Source organism: Pradoshia sp. TA40_28, from assembly GCF_059694525.1.
The window spans coordinates 269,019-287,886 of sequence record NZ_JCATZO010000004.1 but is presented as its reverse complement, the minus strand read 5'-3'; the positions used below and the strand labels follow the sequence as shown (position 1 = coordinate 287,886).

General features: G+C 39.0%; 21 protein-coding genes. 16 read left to right on the top strand and 5 right to left on the bottom strand.

Annotated elements, in window-relative coordinates; translation table 11 throughout:
* Positions 1 to 34: 34 nt before the first annotated feature.
* Positions 35 to 604: a GNAT family N-acetyltransferase gene (locus AC58NB_RS07415; protein WP_497426192.1), complete on the bottom strand. Its 570-nt coding sequence runs from the start codon at positions 602 to 604 to the stop codon at positions 35 to 37.
* A 138-nt stretch (positions 605 to 742) separates the two neighbouring features.
* On the opposite strand from AC58NB_RS07415, the gene spoIIM reads away from it, so the two are divergent.
* The 6 genes from spoIIM (at position 743) to AC58NB_RS07385 (ending at position 5,620) form a co-directional block, all read left to right on the top strand.
* The gene (spoIIM, locus tag AC58NB_RS07410) at positions 743 to 1,384 is read left to right on the top strand and encodes a stage II sporulation protein M (RefSeq protein WP_497426191.1); all 642 of its coding nucleotides are present in this window, start codon (positions 743 to 745) and stop codon (positions 1,382 to 1,384) included.
* Positions 1,385 to 1,563: 179 nt separating this feature from the next.
* Complete coding sequence (fur, locus tag AC58NB_RS07405; protein ID WP_497426190.1) at positions 1,564 to 2,049, top strand: ferric iron uptake transcriptional regulator; 486 nt, start codon at positions 1,564 to 1,566, stop codon at positions 2,047 to 2,049.
* A gap of 111 nt (positions 2,050 to 2,160) precedes the next feature.
* On the top strand, positions 2,161 to 2,391 hold the full coding sequence (locus tag AC58NB_RS07400; RefSeq protein ID WP_497426189.1) for a YqzK family protein: 231 nt from the start codon (positions 2,161 to 2,163) through the stop codon (positions 2,389 to 2,391).
* A gap of 6 nt (positions 2,392 to 2,397) precedes the next feature.
* Positions 2,398 to 3,291, top strand: coding sequence for a site-specific tyrosine recombinase XerD (gene xerD / locus AC58NB_RS07395; RefSeq protein ID WP_497426188.1), 894 nt, complete (start codon positions 2,398 to 2,400; stop codon positions 3,289 to 3,291).
* A 314-nt stretch (positions 3,292 to 3,605) separates the two neighbouring features.
* A complete protein-coding gene (deoB, locus tag AC58NB_RS07390; protein WP_497426187.1) occupies positions 3,606 to 4,781 on the top strand; it encodes a phosphopentomutase in 1,176 nt (391 codons plus the stop codon).
* Positions 4,782 to 4,795: 14 nt separating this feature from the next.
* Positions 4,796 to 5,620 carry a purine-nucleoside phosphorylase gene (locus AC58NB_RS07385; protein WP_497426186.1) on the top strand — a complete coding sequence of 275 codons (825 nt, stop codon included), beginning with the start codon at positions 4,796 to 4,798 and terminating at the stop codon, positions 5,618 to 5,620.
* A gap of 795 nt (positions 5,621 to 6,415) precedes the next feature.
* On the opposite strand, the gene AC58NB_RS07380 is transcribed toward AC58NB_RS07385, so the two are convergent.
* The gene (locus tag AC58NB_RS07380) at positions 6,416 to 7,198 is read right to left on the bottom strand and encodes a YibE/F family protein (RefSeq protein ID WP_497426185.1); all 783 of its coding nucleotides are present in this window, start codon (positions 7,196 to 7,198) and stop codon (positions 6,416 to 6,418) included.
* Entirely contained in the window at positions 7,195 to 8,295 is a 1,101-nt protein-coding gene (locus AC58NB_RS07375) for a YibE/F family protein (RefSeq protein WP_497426184.1), read from the bottom strand. The genes AC58NB_RS07380 and AC58NB_RS07375 overlap by 4 nt, the downstream gene beginning before the upstream one ends.
* 802 nt (positions 8,296 to 9,097) lie before the next feature.
* Here AC58NB_RS07375 and AC58NB_RS07370 point away from each other — a divergent pair.
* From AC58NB_RS07370 to lysA, 9 genes are all read left to right on the top strand, one after another.
* On the top strand, positions 9,098 to 10,276 hold the full coding sequence (locus AC58NB_RS07370) for a D-alanyl-D-alanine carboxypeptidase family protein (protein WP_497426183.1): 1,179 nt from the start codon (positions 9,098 to 9,100) through the stop codon (positions 10,274 to 10,276).
* Between the two features lie 121 nt (positions 10,277 to 10,397).
* The gene (gene spoIIAA / locus AC58NB_RS07365; protein WP_497426182.1) at positions 10,398 to 10,748 is read left to right on the top strand and encodes an anti-sigma F factor antagonist; all 351 of its coding nucleotides are present in this window, start codon (positions 10,398 to 10,400) and stop codon (positions 10,746 to 10,748) included.
* Between the two features lies 1 nt (position 10,749).
* Entirely contained in the window at positions 10,750 to 11,196 is a 447-nt protein-coding gene (gene spoIIAB / locus AC58NB_RS07360; RefSeq protein WP_497426181.1) for an anti-sigma F factor, read from the top strand.
* A gap of 13 nt (positions 11,197 to 11,209) precedes the next feature.
* Positions 11,210 to 11,965, top strand: coding sequence for an RNA polymerase sporulation sigma factor SigF (gene sigF / locus AC58NB_RS07355; RefSeq protein ID WP_497426180.1), 756 nt, complete (start codon positions 11,210 to 11,212; stop codon positions 11,963 to 11,965).
* A 123-nt stretch (positions 11,966 to 12,088) separates the two neighbouring features.
* A complete protein-coding gene (locus tag AC58NB_RS07350) occupies positions 12,089 to 12,718 on the top strand; it encodes a stage V sporulation protein AA (protein ID WP_497426179.1) in 630 nt (209 codons plus the stop codon).
* Positions 12,678 to 13,124, top strand: coding sequence for a stage V sporulation protein AB (locus tag AC58NB_RS07345; RefSeq protein ID WP_497426178.1), 447 nt, complete (start codon positions 12,678 to 12,680; stop codon positions 13,122 to 13,124). Before AC58NB_RS07350 ends, AC58NB_RS07345 begins: the two co-directional genes overlap by 41 nt.
* A 21-nt stretch (positions 13,125 to 13,145) precedes the next feature.
* Positions 13,146 to 13,748: a stage V sporulation protein SpoVABEA gene (spoVAEA, locus tag AC58NB_RS07340; RefSeq protein ID WP_497426177.1), complete on the top strand. Its 603-nt coding sequence runs from the start codon at positions 13,146 to 13,148 to the stop codon at positions 13,746 to 13,748.
* Positions 13,708 to 15,180: a spore germination protein gene (locus AC58NB_RS07335; protein WP_497426176.1), complete on the top strand. Its 1,473-nt coding sequence runs from the start codon at positions 13,708 to 13,710 to the stop codon at positions 15,178 to 15,180. The genes spoVAEA and AC58NB_RS07335 overlap by 41 nt, the downstream gene beginning before the upstream one ends.
* Positions 15,181 to 15,290: 110 nt before the next feature.
* Positions 15,291 to 16,598 (top strand): diaminopimelate decarboxylase, encoded by a 1,308-nt coding sequence (gene lysA, locus AC58NB_RS07330; RefSeq protein ID WP_497426175.1) that lies wholly within the window; start codon positions 15,291 to 15,293, stop codon positions 16,596 to 16,598.
* A gap of 41 nt (positions 16,599 to 16,639) precedes the next feature.
* On the opposite strand, the gene AC58NB_RS07325 is transcribed toward lysA, so the two are convergent.
* Positions 16,640 to 17,512 (bottom strand): DUF1002 domain-containing protein, encoded by an 873-nt coding sequence (locus AC58NB_RS07325; protein WP_497426174.1) that lies wholly within the window; start codon positions 17,510 to 17,512, stop codon positions 16,640 to 16,642.
* A 365-nt stretch (positions 17,513 to 17,877) separates the two neighbouring features.
* Here AC58NB_RS07325 and AC58NB_RS07320 point away from each other — a divergent pair, with 365 nt between their 5' ends.
* Entirely contained in the window at positions 17,878 to 18,243 is a 366-nt protein-coding gene (locus AC58NB_RS07320; protein ID WP_497426173.1) for a GNAT family N-acetyltransferase, read from the top strand.
* Positions 18,244 to 18,278: 35 nt separating this feature from the next.
* Here AC58NB_RS07320 and AC58NB_RS07315 read toward each other — a convergent pair whose 3' ends face one another.
* Positions 18,279 to 18,818 carry a DUF309 domain-containing protein gene (locus AC58NB_RS07315; protein WP_497426172.1) on the bottom strand — a complete coding sequence of 180 codons (540 nt, stop codon included), beginning with the start codon at positions 18,816 to 18,818 and terminating at the stop codon, positions 18,279 to 18,281.
* Positions 18,819 to 18,868: the final 50 nt, after the last annotated feature.

Genomic DNA, 18,868 nt, shown 5'->3' with positions numbered 1-18,868 from the left:
CGGCTGTGAGTTCACCATTCACAGCCGTTTTCATTTATATATCGGTTCTGATTTTAGAGAAAATGCATGTATCACGAAGGAGAGTACCGGTGGAATTATAGCTATCGTGCCTTAATGTCCCCTCAAGAGTATAGCCTAATCTTTCCGGAATGCGTCTGGAATTTATGTTTTCAGGATCACAGCGAATTTCCACCCGGTTAGCCAGTAATTCATCGAATGTGAATGCTGTTAATACCTCAACTGCCTCTGTCATATAGCCTTTTTTGGTGTAACGAGAATCCATCCAATAACCAATCTCAAACTTTTTAGTTTCCCAATTTATTCTATGTAAACCTGTCGAACCAAGGAAGACATCGTCTTCTTTTCTCATCACATACAGCCGAATATCTTCTCTTAAAATAAACTCCGCATGTGCCCTTCGTAAGTTTTCCTCTGTCTCTTCAATGGTTTGATCACGGTGAGCCCACGGCATCCACGGTTTCAATTCTTCTTTTGAAGCGAGTATGGCATCATGGACCATTGGCCCGTCTCCTGCCTTACAAGTACGCAGATAAATTCGTTCCCCATCTATTCTTTCAGGAATGTCTAATAAGATTGGATTCATATCCAACATCCTCCTTTTATGTAAATTATAGAGATTATATCATACTAGTTTGACTAGTAAGAATTTTATTTTTACTAGAATACAATCTCTAGTAAATACATAGAATCTAGTAAGTGAACCGGAGAGGAGTCAAGACTGGTGAAAAAATCATACAATAAAAGAGCTTTGCTTTTTAATAGTAAAGATCATCTATCTATATTCATTTTTATCATGGTACTATTTCTGATGGGCATTATTTTTGGGGCAATCATTGTTAATAGCCTGTCATTAACGCAAAAAGAAGATTTGTTCTATTATTTGTCACAATTCTTTGGGGAGTTAAAGCAGGGGAAGGTCAGTGCAAGCAGTGAAATGTTTGTTTATAGCTTTAAAGAAAATGCGAAGTTCATTATTTTAATGTGGATTTTAGGAATTTCGATTATTGGGTTGCCATTGATTTTAATTCTTCTTTTTATAAAAGGAATCGTCATTGGCTTTACTGTCGGTTTTCTGGTCAGCCAAACGGGATGGCAGGGGTTTATGCTTGCTTGCGTATCTGTTTTACCTCAGAATATCATTCTTGTTCCTGTGACGATTATTATGGCCTCATGTGCCGTCATTATTTCCATTAAGATGATTAAACGTCAATTCCTGAAATCAAGCCGTGAAAAGTTAAGGCCTTACTTCATCCAATACTCCATGTTGCTTGGAATGGCTTTATTGTCCTTTATCGTTGCAGCCCTGATTGAAGCTTTTTTATCACCGGGACTTATGAAAGCGGTTATTGACCACATGGGATGAGATTGATTATCAAATAATAATGATTATAGATAGTTGTTTATAATTATTATATTTTACATGGCGATTTTTTTTGCTATACTATAGAAGGAGATGGAAGGCTGGACTGAAAATCCCTTTTTGCCTTCTCCCCATAATGTATAAAGATATTTGGATAGATATAGCGGCGAGGAGGAAAAGGGTTGGAATCTAGAATCGATCGAATTAAAAAGCAATTACATTCTTCAAGTTACAAGCTGACGCCGCAGCGAGAAGCCACGGTTAGAGTATTGCTCGAGAATGAAGAAGACCATTTAAGTGCAGAGGATGTTTATTTGCTCGTTAAAGAAAAAGCACCGGAAATCGGTTTGGCAACTGTATATAGAACACTTGAATTACTTACTGAACTTAAAATTGTAGATAAAATAAATTTTGGTGATGGGGTTTCCCGTTATGATTTGCGACAAGAGGGAGCGGCGCATTTTCATCATCATTTAGTCTGTATAGAATGTGGAGCAGTAGATGAAATCCTCGAGGATTTATTAGATGATGTGGAACCAATTGTTGAACAGAAATTTAGATTTAAGATTAAGGATCACCGTCTGACTTTCCACGGAATCTGTCATCGCTGCCAAGATAAAAAAGAAGAACCGGAAACAACAGGTTCTGGCAATAATCATGCAAGATAAGCCTTTCCTGGATGGAAAGGTTTTATCTTTTGTCCTAAAACCAAAGATGGTATGTATAAAACATGTCCAATCAGGCATAAATTGATAAAAAAGCCTGGAGGACTAGGAGAAATGAGAAAGCTGATTAAAATATTTTGGCAAACAGGCAAAGTGTTCGTTATGTTTGTTGGCTTTACGATATTGTTTTATTTTGCTATTGTTTGGTTTAATGAGGAATATGAAAATCTTCATCGCTATGACGAGCCTAAAGGTTCGGCTGTAAAGGTTTTTCAATCCACCAATGATGAAGGAGAGCCTGGATGGAGAGAAAGACTCTTTCTATTTTATTTAGACGGGGAGTAAATGAATATGAAAGACCCATTGCAGGATTTTATGCATTACTTAACAATTGAAAAAGGGTTGGCTAAGAATACCCTCCTATCGTATAAACGAGATTTGGATTCGTATTATACATTTTTAAAAAAAGAACAGCAAATAGAGGATTGGAAAGATGTTTCCCGTGTTCATATTGTCCAGTTTTTGTCTAAATTAAAGGATGATGGGAAATCGTCAAAAACGCTGGCACGTCATACAGCTTCCATTCGATCCTTTCATCAATTTTTATTAAGGGAACGCATTTCTGAGTCAGATCCCTCTGTTCTGATTGAAAGCCCTCATACCGAGAAATCCCTGCCAAAAGTATTAAGTCAGGAAGAAACGGAAGCATTGCTGAATGCACCTGATCCATCTGATGCTTTTGGGATACGGGATAAGGCTATTTTGGAGCTTCTCTATGCCACTGGCATGCGGGTCAGTGAATTAATAGAATTGAATATTGATAATGTACATATTGAGATGGGGTTTGTCCGTTGTATTGGGAAAGGGAACAAGGAACGAATCATACCGGTAGGAAAAATGGCTCTTGATTCGATTACGGCCTACCTGACAACGGGAAGACCTAAATTGGTCAGCCAAAAGGACAAATCAGATGCTTTATTTTTAAATCATCATGGAGGGCGCCTCAGCCGACAAGGGTTATGGAAGATAATAAAGAAGCTATCCTTGAAAGCGAATATACAAAAGTCCTTGACCCCTCATACACTTCGCCATTCATTCGCTACCCATTTACTGATGAATGGAGCGGATTTGCGAGCTGTCCAGGAAATGCTTGGACATGCTGACATATCAACGACACAAATCTATACGCATGTTACGAATGTCAGACTAAAGGATGTATACAGCAAGTTTCATCCCCGTGCTTAACAGCTGATTTCTATTTAAAAAGATAGGTAAGGCGGCTTCTTGTATGAGAAGCCGCCTTTGAGTTGAGAGACTATTCTTTGTAGTTATGAGCAGGATGAGCAAGTGTCTTTTTGAATATTAAGTGAATAGAGAAAAATAAATCTATTAAATTTTGGTAAACTTAAATTGGCAACGTTTCCCGAGTGATGTAAAATAAAGAAGTCAGACCTCTGACGCCTGAAACTTTTGAACTGCAAATTTTAACCAATAATGAAGAAAGATTATAGGCGTTGAGAAAGGGTAACCTACATATAAAAGAAGTTGGAGGTTTCGTTATGAGATTTAAACGAGTATTTTTAACCGTTATGGATTCTGTGGGTATTGGGGAAGCTCCCGATGCAGAGAAATTTGGCGATAAAGGCTCAGATACACTTGGGCATATAGCTGAAAAAATGAACGGATTGGACATGCCTGTCATGGGTAAATTAGGCTTGTCTAATATCAGAGAAATTAAAGGAATTCAAAAGGTAGAAAAGCCAATGGCTTACTATACAAAAATGCAAGAAGCATCCAATGGAAAAGATACAATGACAGGCCACTGGGAAATTATGGGTCTTCGTATTGATACTCCATTCCGTGTATTTCCTGAAGGCTTCCCACCTGAATTGATTCAGGAGCTAGAAGAAAAAAGCGGAAGAAAAATTATTGGGAATAAACCGGCAAGCGGTACAGAAATCTTGGTGGAATTGGGAGAAGAACATGTAAAAACGGGAGCATTAATCGTTTATACATCCGCTGACTCTGTTCTGCAAATCGCGGCTCATGAAGATGTAGTTCCTCTTGAAGAACTCTATCGTATTTGTGAAATTGCCAGAGAAATGACTCTTCGTGAAGAATATATGGTAGGAAGAATTATTGCTCGTCCATTTATTGGTGAGCCAGGTGATTTCAAACGTACGCCAAATCGTCATGATTATGCCTTGAAACCATTTGGCCGCACGGTTATGAATGAGTTAAAGGATAGCGATTTTGACGTAATCTCAATCGGAAAAATTGCTGATATTTACGATGGCGAAGGAGTTACACAAGCGCTTCGTACAACAAGCAATATGGACGGTATGGATAAGCAGGTTCAAACATTGGATATGGACTTCACTGGCCTAAGCTTCCTTAACCTTGTTGATTTTGATGCTGTATTTGGCCACAGACGTGATCCACTTGGATATGGTAAAGCACTGGAAGAGTATGATGGAAGATTGCAAGAAGTGCTAGATAAGATGCAGGAAGATGATCTTCTAATCATTACAGCTGACCATGGTAATGATCCAGTTCATCCTGGAACAGACCATACAAGAGAATATGTTCCTTTGCTTGTTTACTCTAAACAATTTGAAGTAGGCAAAGAACTACCAATTCGTAAAACATTTGCTGACATTGGTGCAACAATTGCAGATAATTTCGGTGTGAAAATGCCTGAGCATGGAGTAAGTTTCCTTAAGGAACTTAATTAAAAGGAGAGAAAACAATGTTTGAAAAAGTAAATGAAGCAGCAGCGCATATTTTAGAAGTATCCGGACAAAAACCGGAACTGGGATTAATCCTTGGTTCAGGATTGGGAGTATTGGCAGATGAGATTGAAAATGCTACTGTGATTCCTTACAGTGAAATTCCTCATTTCCCAGTATCCACTGTGGAAGGCCATGCTGGCCAACTAGTTGTTGGAACACTTGGCGGTAAAACAGTGGCAGCGATGCAAGGACGTTTCCATTATTACGAAGGATATTCCATGCAAGAAGTGACATTCCCAGTACGTGTCATGAAAGCAATGGGAATGACGCATATTCTTGTAACTAATGCTGCAGGCGGAGTAAATGAAAGCTTCACACCTGGTGATTTGATGATTATCACGGATCATATTAATTATATGGGTGCACATCCACTTATCGGACCAAATTATAAGGAATTTGGACCAAGATTCCCGGATATGTCAAGTGCGTATACAAAGGAACTTGTGCAATTGGCAGAACGTGTTGCTTCTGAACAAAATATTGCGGTTCAAAAAGGTGTTTACATTGGGTTTACAGGCCCTACTTATGAAACACCTGCTGAAGTAAGAATGGCGCGTATTTTAGGCGGAGATGCAGTTGGTATGTCTACAGTGCCTGAAGTAATTGTTGCTGCTCATGGCGGTATGAAAGTACTTGGTATTTCTTGCATTACGAATATGGCTGCAGGAATCCTGGATCAGCCATTGGCACACGATGAAGTCATTGAAACAACTGAGAAAGTAAAATCAACATTCTTGGCATTGGTGAAAACAATCGTTTCTGAAATGAAAATTGAAGCGTAAGTGGTATTAAAATAAGAGGTTGCCTGATAAGTCTTTAAAGGACTTATTGGGCGCCTCTTTTTTTATAGGGTAAGTGCTTTTGTCCAAAAATCATTATTTTAGGGGAATGCCGGCATTTATAAGAGACTTCAAAACAGCATCATAAGGATTGAACCATCAAATCCATCTCATCAAAATATACTCTCTTAAGGGGAGTATTTCAGACTGTAGACAAAGTCCTTATCTTAGAGAACCTTGTCTGCAGTATTTTTGTTTTCAGTGTTCTCACCGGTTAACGCTATTTTCTGCAGAATGGGCTCGCTTTCCGCGGGCAAGCATCAAGCCTCCTCGCGCTCTGCGCTGCGGGGTCTTGATACGCTTGTTCTTCCCGCAGGAGCCTCTCCCATTCTGCAGAAAATAGGATACACGTTATATGAAGTTTCCATAGTAAAGACAGAAATTCACTGTGTTATTTTGTATAGTATAGATAATTATTATTTTCCAAGGTGATGATGAGAATGTTAACCATTCGAAAAGGAAGAAGAAGTAGTACAGACCTGGAAAGTGGTTACTATGTAAAAGATGAGCGAACCAAACAGTTTGCCTACTCGTTTCACACTGCAGCTGATTGAGATAGATTTGTCTTAGGAACTAGGAACGATTGTCACCCCAGGTAATTTGCATGATAGGTCTCTCCCCGTGAATAAGCCGAAAAATAAAGAAGGAATTCAGAAATTGGCACCTTTGGAGCCTTTCTGAATTCCTTTTGTCTATAATCTGAAATACTCCCTCAAGGGGAGCATTCTTTTAAAAACGTTATTCCATTGATTCTGTTGCCTTATTCTTTTTAACTCTCGTAAAGAAATAGGCCGTAATCCAAGCGGTTACCGGGATGACTAATGCAACGCCTGTTCCTGCACAGAAGATTGTAATCATTTCGGAACTGAAGATCTTGGAGTTTATGATTTCACCCAGGGAATAGTTTAAATCTTTAAACCAGATTAAAAGTGCCATATAGCCGCCAAAGAAAGCAAAGAATAGTGTATTGGCGCTTGTACCGAGAATGTCTTTCCCGATTTGGATGCCGAACTTGTATAATTCCTTTCGGCTTGCATTTGGATTATGATAGCGCATCTCAAACATCGGGGAGGAGATAGCCATGGCTGCGTCCGTTATCGCGCCAATTGTGCTCATAATGATGACTGATGCGGCAATCTTCACAAAATCGGTGCCTATGTATAGGGAGAAAACGCTAAGCTCTTCCATCTCTTCTTCTCCAAATCCTTGAATCATTGAAACATCTGTCATCCCCCATATGAATAGTAGTAAAACAAGGATGGTTAACATGGATGCTAAGAAAGCTGTCATGGTTTTTGTGTTTATTTCATTGATAAAGAATAGGTTGATACAGCTAATAATCAAGCAGGCAATCAAGGTTACTATGATTGGATTAGCCTGCGGCATTAACATAATCATGGTTGAGATTATTAAAACCATAAAGTTTAAAAAAATAGCAGCGAAAGACCTGATCCCCTTATAGCCCCCGATGATGAGCATAAGGATAAACAAAATAACTGCCAGTGAAACTAATGTATTCATGCGTTTCTCCTCTTTCGGTTAATAAAGAAAATAGCCGTATACAATCCAATCGGAATAGTAATCACAATGCCAATCCCACCTGCAAGAGCTCGTGCCAATTCAAGCGATAGATTCATTGAAAGGGTAAAGCCAATCGGCGAGGCATTTTTAAAATAAAGAATTAACATCGGAATCGAGCCACTAATATAGGCGAAAAATAAAATATTAGTCATGGTCCCCATAATATCTTTTCCAATTTCAAATCCTGAAGCCTGAAGTGCTTTGACAGATATCTCTGGTTTTTTTTCATAGAGACCGAAGATAGAAGAGACAAGCGTAATGGACACGTCCATAACGGCCCCAAGTGACCCGACGAATAGCCCTGCCAAGAAAACCATTCGATAAGGCTTCGTTAGAAATTGCATCTCTTCGTAGCGAAGTCCGCTATCATTGGTTAGTTCCATGACAAAATACGTAATCAACAAAGACACAAATGTGCCAAGTAAAGTCGCGATAATCGCAGCAAATGTTTTTTCATTGATGCCATTAACGAGCAAGAGTGAAATAACCGTAAAAATCACAACGGAAATCCCACAAATCCACAGCAAGCTTACGCCGGTGTTCAAATACACATCTAAAGCGTAAGATAAGATAGCCGCATTCACAGCGAGGCTTATCACCGCGAAAACACCCTGCTTCCTTCCGACGAACAAAAGCGTAAGAATGAATACCCATGCAACAAGCAAGACATATTGATCCCTCTTTACCGACTGTATTGTTCCGGTAAGCGGTTCTTGCTTACGATCATCCTTAATAGAGACAAAAACTTCACTACCCACTCGATACTTATTGTCATACGCGCTTGAATCCGAATACTCATTGGTTATAGATATTTTTTTCCCCTTCAGATCACCATTTTTAATGACAGCCTCCATATCCTGCGTATTGAGATGATCGCGGTTCTCGAAGCGATCTATTGTATCCTCAGTAGCAACATGCTTGACCTTAGTTACTTTTGCTATTGGCTGATCGTACAGAAAATGATTATGATTCACAAATACAATTGAAGTAGCCACAAAAAACGCTAGAAGAAGGTACCGATATAACGGTTTATTCATTTTTATAAAAAATGCACGCATGCATACACCTCACAATCTAAAGATAAATAGTAAGAGAATGGACTAAGACTTTGGAGAATGTTCTGCCTGTAGCATATGTTGAAACACCATACGTTTTCAGTAACGACTCATTATTTTATCACTATTAGCAATTGATGACTATAGCCCGCACTGCATAATAAAAGATGCTAAAGATAGAAGGAAATCGTTTTTTTTGTTGTATTGATGCAAAAAAAGGGAACAAGAGGAAGCTACATCAGCTATTCACTTAAATCAACAGATTAAAAGGGGCTGGGACATAAATATTTCAGTCAATGATAAACCCGAACTATTAGGTGATATTTTAATAAATATTTCGCATAATAGTTCGGGTTTTTATTTGTTTTCAATAGATTTGTTACTTCTGTATACCATTATTAAACTTAGTGGAATGTAGTGGAAGCCACTCGACTCCTGCGGGAAGTAGAGGAAAGGCTGAGACCTGAGCAGGCGTAAGCCGAGGAGGCTAAAGCCTTCCTCCCCGCGGAAAGCGAGTGGAGTAAGCGCGTAATGGAACGGACTTTTTTTCCAACTTAATTCTTTAATAAGTAGTAACAAAGTCGATTAATTTAGATATCGTTCGTCTTTTCAGAGTCGTTTAAAAGTTATGTCCCAACCTCTTTTTTCTTCGTGGATTTATTTCATAGGTTCATGAAGGGAGGTGGCGGATTAAGTGAAATTTTAAAACGAATAAATGTACCTCTCTGTATAAAAGTGGTTTTGTTGGAAAAACTGGAATTTATCATGAGTAGGAGGTCTGTCCATGAAACGGTATGTTTCAGCTTTATTAGTAATCGTGTTCACTTTAAGTATGTCCATTCCATCATTTGCAGCCGAAAAAATAAAAACGGCAGAATTAGATTTAGCACCTAAAACGAAGTCAGCAATACTGATAGAAAAGGATACGGGTTCTGTTATATATGATAAAAATAAAGATGAACGACTGTCTCCCGCCAGCATGACGAAAATCATGACTATGCTGTTAATCATGGAGGCACTGGATCAAAAACGAATAAGCATGACAGATAAAGTTCGGACAAGCGAGTATGCTGCCTCTATGGGTGGTTCACAAATATTCCTTGAACCGGGTGAGGAAATGACAGTAGAACAAATGCTCCGAGGAATTGCGATTGGTTCCGGGAATGATGCCTCTGTTGCCATGGCAGAAAAAATTGCCGGGAGCGAAGAGGAATTCGTTCAGCGAATGAATGCAAAGGCGACTGAATTAGGGTTAAAAAATACAAAATTTCAAAACTGCACGGGATTGCCAACAACCGACCATTACAGCACAGCATTTGATATGGCGATGATGGCGAAAGAATTATTAAAGCATGAAGAAATCACGCAATTTACAAGTTTATATGAATCTTATTTACGTGAAGACACGGATAAAAAATTCTGGCTTGTGAATACCAATAAACTGGTTAAATTTTATCCAGGTGTGGATGGATTAAAAACTGGTTTTACACATCAAGCTAAATACTGCTTAACCGCAACAGCTAAAAAAGATAATTTGCGAGTGATCGCAGTTGTATTTGGGGCTGAAAATCCAAAAGAGCGGAATACGCAAGTGACCCATATGCTTGATTATGCTTTTGCTAATTATCAATCCAGACCGGTTTACAAGAAGAATCAGCCGCTGGCTCTTTTAAAAATTGAAAAAGGCCAAACGAAAAGAGTAAGTCTGGTCACTGATGGGTCGGTCTCTCTTTTAAATAAAAAAGGGGAAGAAAAGGTTAATGTCCGTCCAAGTATTGTTTTGAAAAAAGATGTACAGGCGCCGATCAAAAAAGGTGAACAGCTTGGAACTTTAAAAATGATGCGAGATGACAAAGTAATTTCAGAAACGCCATTAATTGCATCACAAGATGTTAAACGAGCAAGCTGGTTTGATTTATTTAAACGGTCATTCGGCATGTTTACCCATACGGGCGATGAATAACCATTCCAATGCGAAAATAAACGAATGGAAAGAGAATATCACTAGTTTTGTCTTTAAGAAGGAATTGAAGTGGTCAAGAGCGAAATCACCACTATAAGACTTTGAAGGGGGCAATGACAAAGTGAGTTTAGAGATTGATATGAGGACGATTGAGGATATATTATGTATTCGTCTGCAGGGAGAGCTCGATCATCATACGGCAGAAGATTTAAAGAATAAAGCATCTCAATTAATTGAAACAGGTGGCATTCGCCATATTATTTTAAATCTAGGTGAGTTAAGTTTCATGGACAGCTCAGGATTAGGTGTCATATTGGGAAGATATAAACAAATCCAGCAATTTGAAGGGGAAATGATTGTTTGTGCGATTTCGCCTTCTGTCCATAGGTTATTTGAGATGTCGGGAATGTTTAAAATACTCCGTCAAGAGCCTTCAGAGGAAGCAGCTATACATGGATTGGGGGTAGCTTGATATGAAAAATGAAATGGCGATGGAATTTTCGGCATTAAGCCAAAATGAATCTTTTGCCCGAATTACAGTAGCATCCTTTATCGCTCAATTAGATCCAACCCTTGATGAATTAACTGAAATTAAAACGGTTGTATCCGAAGCGGTCACCAATTCTATTATCCATGGATATGAGGGGGATTCTTCAGGGAAAATCTATATCTCTGTCACGCTGGATCTTGAGGAAGAAACAGTGGAACTAACGGTGCGAGATGAAGGAATTGGGATTAGGGATATCGATGAGGCCAGGCAGCCGTTGTATACGACTAAGCCAGAATTGGAGAGGTCCGGAATGGGCTTTACCATTATGGAAAACTTTATGGATGAGATTTTTATTGAATCATCCAGGGGTGAAGGTACAGAGATACGACTCATGAAAAATCTTTCTAAAAGCAAAGCTTTATGTAATTAAGGAGACTAATACAATGGATGTGGAAGTCAAAAAGGGTAAAAAGACCGCCCAGCTTAAGGACGAAGAGGTAAAGGCACTCATACTTCAAAGCCAGCAAGGTGACCAATTAGCTAGAGACGAAATCATCCAGAAAAACATGAGGCTTGTATGGTCAGTTGTACAAAGATTTCTTAACAGAGGATATGAACCGGATGACTTATTTCAAATCGGGTGTATTGGTTTAATGAAATCTGTAGATAAATTCGATCTATCCTATAATGTTAAATTCTCCACCTATGCAGTACCGATGATTATCGGTGAGATACAGCGTTTCATTCGTGATGATGGCACGGTAAAAGTCAGCCGTTCATTGAAGGAAATGTCCAATAAAATCAGAAGAGCAAAAGATGAATTATCTAAGCAATTTGGGAGAACGCCAACTATCACAGAAATCAGTGAACATTTGGAGCTAACGCCTGAGGAAGTCATCATGGCGCAGGAGGCAAGTCGATCTCCATCATCGATCCATGAAACGGTTTATGAAAATGATGGCGATCCCATTACATTGCTCGATCAAATCGCGGATAGCTCTGAAACAAAATGGTTTGAAAAAATCGCTTTGAAAGAGGCAATTGCCTTATTGGATGAACGGGAAAAATTGATTGTCTATTTGCGTTATTATAAAGATCAAACGCAGACGGAGGTTGCAGAACGGCTTGGCATTTCACAGGTCCAGGTATCTAGATTGGAAAAGAAGATCTTAAATCAAATGAAAGACCGTATGGACTAGAACAATTGTCCATACGGTTTTTTCTTTGCCAATACAGGCAATCCTGAAACTAATTTACGATTTTTGGTATGGTTCCTATTTTTTCTAACCATACTATATATACACGTAAATCAGGAAATGGGGATGAAAGAACTCATGGAGGAATGTGTTTATATCCGTTTAAAATATCGAGCAAAAATTGTACCAAATCACCCGATAAAACTCGCGGATATTGCAGATATCATTGGGACAGATGAAGTGAAAGAAAAGGTTAGTAATTTAATTTTAGGTGAATTCTCTAAGGATAAAAATGTTTTTATCCTGGATGTGACAGTTGTACTCCAAACCATTTTTCAACATTTTCCTGAAATAAAAATGGACACCTATGGGCCGTCGCAAACAATTGTGGAAGTGGAGCGTAAGAAGAAAAAGGTTTCAAATATTTTGTTTGCACTTGTGTGGGTTGTTCTTTTCCTAGGGGCAGGCTTTGCCATTATGAATTTTCATGAGGATGTTAGTATGAGGGAATTGCATGAACGCATCTATTATATGATGACCGGTAAGCATTCTGTAAATCCACTTGTGTTCCAAATACCTTATTCATTTGGTTTGGGCATTGGGATGATTTTGTTCTTTAATCATATTTTCAAAAAGAGATTCAATGATGAACCCAGTCCAATGGAAGTAGAGATGTTTAACTATCAGCAGGATTTAGATCAATACCTCATTATGAATGAAAACAAACATGCGATTAATTCTGGTAGAGATGATTGAGTTTTTCTTTGTGCTGATCGTTGGGTTTTCGGGAGGGGTTTCGGTTGGAGCTGGATATGTGGCGTTCCTGACCGTGCTTAATATTATTCCACGGCTTACTCAGCTTACGAAGGCCAAGTCTGTCCATTATTTCGAAAGTGCCGTTATTCTTGGAGCAATTAGTGGCACGATTTTCAGCTTATGGGACTTCACGCTTGGTCTAACACCGCTCATCCTCACCATTATGGGGGCATTTAGCGGCGTTTTTAACGGAATGCTTGCGGCTGCACTTACAGAAGTACTAAACGTCTTTCCCATTTTGGCTAAAAGGATTGGGATGCAGGATCGGATTTTGTATATCCTCATGGCACTTGTCTTCGGAAAAATAGCCGGATCCCTATTTCAATGGATTATTTATAATCAATAAGCATCATTAGGCGGTGAAGAGTTGAAAGGGAAGAGAAATATTATCATCATCACAGATGGTGATGAATATGCGAAAAAAACAATCGAACATGTTGCAAAGGAAGTCGGTGGCCGTTGCATTTCAGCCTCCTATGGAAATCCATCAAAGGTGGATGGGCCTCGACTGATTAAACTCATTCAATCTGCTGCTTACGATCCGGTATTGGTTATGTTTGATGACAGTGGTTTGGTCGGAGAAGGGACTGGTGAAAAGGTCATGAAATATGTGGCTGAACATCCGGCTATCAATCTCCTTGGAATTATCGCGGTTGCTGCCAAAACGAAACAAGCCGAATGGACGAAAGTAGACGTTTGTATTGATCGTGAGGGTAATCTGACAGAGTTTGGTGTCGATAAATTTGGAGTACCAGAAATGGATGTAAAACGGGTCAATGGAGATACAGTCTATTCTATCGATTCCATTCATGCACCGATCGTGGTTGGAATAGGTGATATCGGTAAAATGTCTAAATATGATGACATAAAAATAGGCAGCCCTATTACATTAAGTGCCGTAAAGCTTATTCTCGAAAGGAGTGAATACCATGAAGGCCAATCAAAAGGAGAAAACACCCATATCGACTGACTTACAGGCCATAAAGCAATACATGGAGAAAAATGTAGGTCTGGGAGTAAGTTTTGATCTAGGAGTAAGAGAAATTTTCATTCGTGAAACAATGATGCAAATGTATTATGTAAATGGTTTGTGTGACACCAGCTTTATAATAGAGATATTGGAAACATTGACTGACATCAATGAACAAGAAACGGTTGACCAGGATGTTCCTATCTATGAATTAGTTAAAAACCGTTTAGTCCAACAATCCGTAGTCGTTGTTGAAACGATGGATGAGATGGTGGATCAGGTACTTTCTGGTTTGATCTCTATTATTGTAGCTGGCAGCGGGAAAGCTCTTATTGTGGATGTGAGAAGTTATCCAGGGAGACAACCCCAGGAACCAGATACAGAAAGAATTACACGGGGAGCAAGAGATGGGTATGTAGAAAATATTATTATCAACACTGCACTGACACGCAGAAGGATCCGCGATGAGCGATTGCGGTTTGAAATTATGCGTGTTGGGGAGCGTTCCAAAACAGATATTGCGATTGGATATATTGATGGAATTGCGAATCCGAAGCTCGTTAATATTATTCGCGATGAACTGAAATTAATCGAAATTGATGGATTGACGATGGCCGAAAAAACGGTTGAGGAATATTTGGTCAATCAGGGATATAATCCTTATCCAATGGTTCGCTATACGGAGCGGGCAGATGTTGGAGCAAACCATTTACTTGAGGGACATGTTCTTATTTATGTGGATACATCACCAAGCATCATGATTACACCGACCACCTTTTTCCATCATGTTCAGCATGCAGAAGAATACAGGCAGGCAGCTTCAGTGGGTACTATTATTAGATGGTTCCGTTTTCTCGGTATTTTTGCTTCTCTTTTTATATTGCCATTATGGTTATTATTTGTATTGGAACCCCATTTGCTTCCAGAAAGTATGAAGTTTATTGGACCGCAAGATGATGCTCATGTTCATATTCTATTACAGATTGCAGTAGCGGAAGTTGGAATCGAACTGCTCAGAATTGCGTCGATCCATACACCAGCTCCTTTATCATCGGCCATGGGACTTATTGCTGCCGTCCTAATTGGTCAAATAGCCATTGATGTTGGTTGGATGGTCCCTGAGGTATTACTTTATGTGGCCATTGCATCGATTGGCAGTTTTGCTACTCCAAGTTTGGAGCTTGGCTTGGCCAATAAATATATGCGCTATCTGATTTTAATTTTAACGTCTCTCTTCCATGTACCTGGGTTTATGGTTGCTAATACTCTTCTAATTATATTCTTAACCAGATTAAACACATTATCTACTCCTTATTTGTGGCCATTTATACCATTTGTACCTAAGGCGCTTTCAAATATCGTGATTAGAAGACCGGTCCCTGGCAGACATTTAAGGCCGCGTTTTTTACATGTGCTAGATCGAACAAAATAATACATTTTGATGTTAGGACATTAGTGTGATAAAGTAGTTATACTATTCGAAAAATAGACAGCTTTAGTTAGCTGTCTATTTTTGTTATAACTTTGTGGGGAGAGATGGGAATGCATTTTCATGGAACGAGCAGAGTCAATGATCAGGGGCATTTAGAAATTGGGGGAGTAGACACTGTTTCTCTTGCGGAAAAATACGGTACACCATTATACATATATGATGTGGCTTTAATTAGAGAACGGACAAGAATGTTCAGGGATACTTTCCGTCAATTAGGAATAGGAGCTCAGGTAGCATATGCGAGTAAAGCCTTTTCTTCGATTGCGATGTTTCAGCTTGCAATGGAAGAGGGATTATCTTTGGATGTGGTGTCTGCCGGCGAATTGTATACAGCTCTCCAGGCAGGTTTTCCAGTTGAACGGATTCATTTGCATGGAAATAATAAAAGCATGGAAGAATTACAAATGGCACTTGATGTAGGAGTAGGCTGTATTGTTGTGGATAATTTTTACGAAATCGCTATGTTAGAGGATCTATGTAAAATAGAAAATAAAACATGCTCGATTCTTTTACGGGTCACTCCAGGAATTGAAGCCCATACGCATGATTATATTTTAACAGGACAAGAGGATTCTAAATTCGGCTTTGACCTATGGAATGGTCAGGCTGAAAAAGCGCTTCAAAAGGTGATTGCGAGTAAGTATTTCGATGTATTGGGTATCCACTGCCATATTGGTTCGCAGATTTTTGAAACGACCGGCTTTATTGTGGCCGCCCAAAAAATCAGTGAACAAATTGCAAACTGGAATCAAGCATATGGCTACTCTCCAAAGGTGTTAAATTTGGGCGGGGGATTTGGCATTCGTTATACGGAAGAAGACGAACCTATTCCTGTTTCTCGCTATGTAGAGGAAATTGTAAGAGAGGTTAAATCTGATTTCGATAAATACAATTTGCCAATGCCGGAGATTTGGATTGAGCCCGGCCGATCGTTAGTAGGGGATGCCGGAACAACCATTTATAAAATCGGATCAAGTAAACATGTGCCAGGAACCCGTAAATATTGGGCTGTTGATGGAGGTATGAGTGATAATATTCGTCCCGCCCTTTATCAGGCCAATTATGAGGCCGTACTTGCGAATCGCCTGATTGATGAAGTATTTGAAGAAGTAGCCATAGCGGGAAAGTGCTGTGAAAGCGGAGATATGCTCATTTGGGATCTTCCATTGCCTAAGGTTGGGCATGGTGATTTGCTGGCTGTATTCTGCACAGGAGCGTATGGGTATTCGATGTCTAATAATTATAACCGGATTCGCCGTCCCGCCGTTGTATTTGTTGAAAATGGAGAGTCACGTCTAGTTGTGAAAAGAGAGAGTCTTGAAGATTTGATAAAAAATGATTTACCATTATATGAATAAAAACGAGGCTGCCAAATGTCTGGCAGCCTCGTTTTCATGTATTAGGAGAATAGTGATTTAATAGCATCAATTAAACTTACAAAAAATGCTTTTAATTTATCAAGGAAGGATTGTCCTTCTTCTGATTTTAGGTAATCCGTTACTTTATCTTTTGCCGCATTTAGTTGTTCTTCAACTTTATTCCAGTCAATTCCTAAATCCTTCAGCTTATTAAATAAATCTATTAAGCTCTGAATTTGTTGCTCCGTTAAAGTAATGCCAAGCTTTTCAGCTGCATTAACAACAATAGTACGCAGTTCTTCATCGTTTTTCGGAGGATTATCGGCAATCTCGCCTTTAATGGTCTCCACCAGCGATGTCGCTTCTTCTGTACCAATTTGGTCACCTAGCTTAGCTGTTTCAACCATTTCCTCATTGGCAGCTTGTTTTTGTTCCTCCGTGATTTTTGTGTCCGTTGTCACCTCGTAAGCCTTAATTAAGCCTGTTAAGGCAGCCGTACCTGAAACTTCAAAAGGGGCCGTCACATAAATCTCTGCATCTTTAATGCCGGCAGTGGCCAGGGCGTTTTTGTACATATCTTCTGTTACCCAGTTGATATTTTTCGTTTTGACCGCAATACCGGAATCTTTGGCAGAAATTGTAATCGAAGAAGAGGAGAGTGCTTTTGTCCCGATCAGTCTGCTTGAAATTTTCCCGTCTAGGTACTTATGTTCCTCTGCATTAGAGACCGTCACAATTTCTACATCTTTAGGGGCATCCATTTCAGCTAAAAGCAACTTTTTTTGTTCTTCTGTTAAATTTTCGCCAAGTGTAACGACCATGTCGCCTCTTTGCATATCAGCTACTGCTATAGTAGGAATTAGAAAGCTTACTGCCAGTATAATGGACATGAATTTATAAAGTTGTTTTCTCATTCTGCTACCTCCCGTACTAGTTAGACGTAAAAAAATGATAAATGTTTCATTTTTTTATGTATTTTTGGATTTCCAGGCAAACGGATTGCCAATTGTGTTAACTCTGTCATATTATAATGGAATTGGAAGATTGTCTATTCTTTCTTGCATTCTTTTACAGTTAATTCGATTCATTTCGCCTATGTTTGGATCCTGGATATGTAACATACTAACGTTTTTTTAGCTATGTGAATTGGAATTTATTTCTTATTTATATCCAGAAAATAGTAACGAGGTTGTGCCAGTTGAATTCATAAGTGAAAACAAGTATGATAAGAAAGATTATTAAATACCATTCTATTATTCTCATTTAATGAGGGATCAAAATGTTAATTAAGTACAAAAAGAGCTTTGAAAAAATCGCGATGGGCTTATTATCCTTTATGCCTGATGAAAAAGATTTAAAGAAGCTCCAGAATACTGTTAAATCATATGAAACAGAATCAGACAGGCGATTATACCTTTGGAAACAAGAGGAAGACTTTATTGGATTAATTGGGATCGATCTTGATGGACAATCTGTCACAGTAACAGATTTATCTGTTAATCCTTCCCATAGAGGCCAGGGAGTCGGCCATGAGATGGTACGCTGTCTGACGGAACTATATGCTGGATATGAAATCATTTCCAGAGATGTTACTGCAGAATTCATGGCTAAATGTCTGGATTGTGAAGCGAATAGCGGAGCATAAAAACAGAGAAACCCATCTTTTAAAAGTGGGTTTCTCTATTTGTTTTCACTACGCTTTTTAAGTTGATTAACTCGTTCCTGGATTACATCTGTACGATCACGTGTCGAATGTCTGTTTATTAATAAAGAGTCAGAAAGATTACTAGTGCCATGCCATGTATACCCTGCTTCATCGCACATCTTTTGGCAGGCTATCACTAAATCTGGATCACTAATTGGTAAGAATGGGCTTTTGTAGGGTACCTTATTTTGCACATTATGTATAGTTTGCGCCAGCAAATGAATTAATTCATCTGAATCTATGCCTAACCGGTTCACTTTATCGGGGTGATCTTGCAAAATTTGCTTGGCTTTCTGCAAGGTTCGAAGTGCCCCTGAATGATTTGTTCTGCGGTAATGATACATTCCGACAGCTAGCTGGATAAATCCGACCCAGACAGAATTGCGGTCTAATGGGAGATGTTCTTTCCAATATTCTTCAAGAATTTCGTGACATTCAAAATAATCCCGACTTCCTTGGAATTCTATTAAATATTGGACGAACTCTTTCGGAATTGGATTGTTCGGAGTGTTCATATGTTCATTTCACCTCATTGTCCTGAATATTCTAGATAAATATACATGAA

What these genes read in the sequence shown, in the direction of transcription:
- AC58NB_RS07415 (WP_497426192.1), bottom strand. Translation starts at nt 604, where the DNA reads ATGAATCCAATCTTATTAGACATTCCTGAAAGAATAGATGGGGAACGA.
- AC58NB_RS07400 (WP_497426189.1), top strand. Translation starts at nt 2,161, where the DNA reads ATGAGAAAGCTGATTAAAATATTTTGGCAAACAGGCAAAGTGTTCGTT.
- xerD (WP_497426188.1), top strand. Translation starts at nt 2,398, where the DNA reads ATGAAAGACCCATTGCAGGATTTTATGCATTACTTAACAATTGAAAAA.
- deoB (WP_497426187.1), top strand. Translation starts at nt 3,606, where the DNA reads ATGAGATTTAAACGAGTATTTTTAACCGTTATGGATTCTGTGGGTATT.
- AC58NB_RS07385 (WP_497426186.1), top strand. Translation starts at nt 4,796, where the DNA reads ATGTTTGAAAAAGTAAATGAAGCAGCAGCGCATATTTTAGAAGTATCC.
- AC58NB_RS07380 (WP_497426185.1), bottom strand. Translation starts at nt 7,198, where the DNA reads ATGAATACATTAGTTTCACTGGCAGTTATTTTGTTTATCCTTATGCTC.
- AC58NB_RS07375 (WP_497426184.1), bottom strand. Translation starts at nt 8,295, where the DNA reads ATGAATAAACCGTTATATCGGTACCTTCTTCTAGCGTTTTTTGTGGCT.
- AC58NB_RS07370 (WP_497426183.1), top strand. Translation starts at nt 9,098, where the DNA reads ATGAAACGGTATGTTTCAGCTTTATTAGTAATCGTGTTCACTTTAAGT.
- spoIIAB (WP_497426181.1), top strand. Translation starts at nt 10,750, where the DNA reads ATGAAAAATGAAATGGCGATGGAATTTTCGGCATTAAGCCAAAATGAA.
- sigF (WP_497426180.1), top strand. Translation starts at nt 11,210, where the DNA reads ATGGATGTGGAAGTCAAAAAGGGTAAAAAGACCGCCCAGCTTAAGGAC.
- AC58NB_RS07350 (WP_497426179.1), top strand. Translation starts at nt 12,089, where the DNA reads ATGAAAGAACTCATGGAGGAATGTGTTTATATCCGTTTAAAATATCGA.
- AC58NB_RS07345 (WP_497426178.1), top strand. Translation starts at nt 12,678, where the DNA reads ATGAAAACAAACATGCGATTAATTCTGGTAGAGATGATTGAGTTTTTC.
- AC58NB_RS07335 (WP_497426176.1), top strand. Translation starts at nt 13,708, where the DNA reads ATGAAGGCCAATCAAAAGGAGAAAACACCCATATCGACTGACTTACAG.
- lysA (WP_497426175.1), top strand. Translation starts at nt 15,291, where the DNA reads ATGCATTTTCATGGAACGAGCAGAGTCAATGATCAGGGGCATTTAGAA.
- AC58NB_RS07325 (WP_497426174.1), bottom strand. Translation starts at nt 17,512, where the DNA reads ATGAGAAAACAACTTTATAAATTCATGTCCATTATACTGGCAGTAAGC.
- AC58NB_RS07320 (WP_497426173.1), top strand. Translation starts at nt 17,878, where the DNA reads ATGTTAATTAAGTACAAAAAGAGCTTTGAAAAAATCGCGATGGGCTTA.
- AC58NB_RS07315 (WP_497426172.1), bottom strand. Translation starts at nt 18,818, where the DNA reads ATGAACACTCCGAACAATCCAATTCCGAAAGAGTTCGTCCAATATTTA.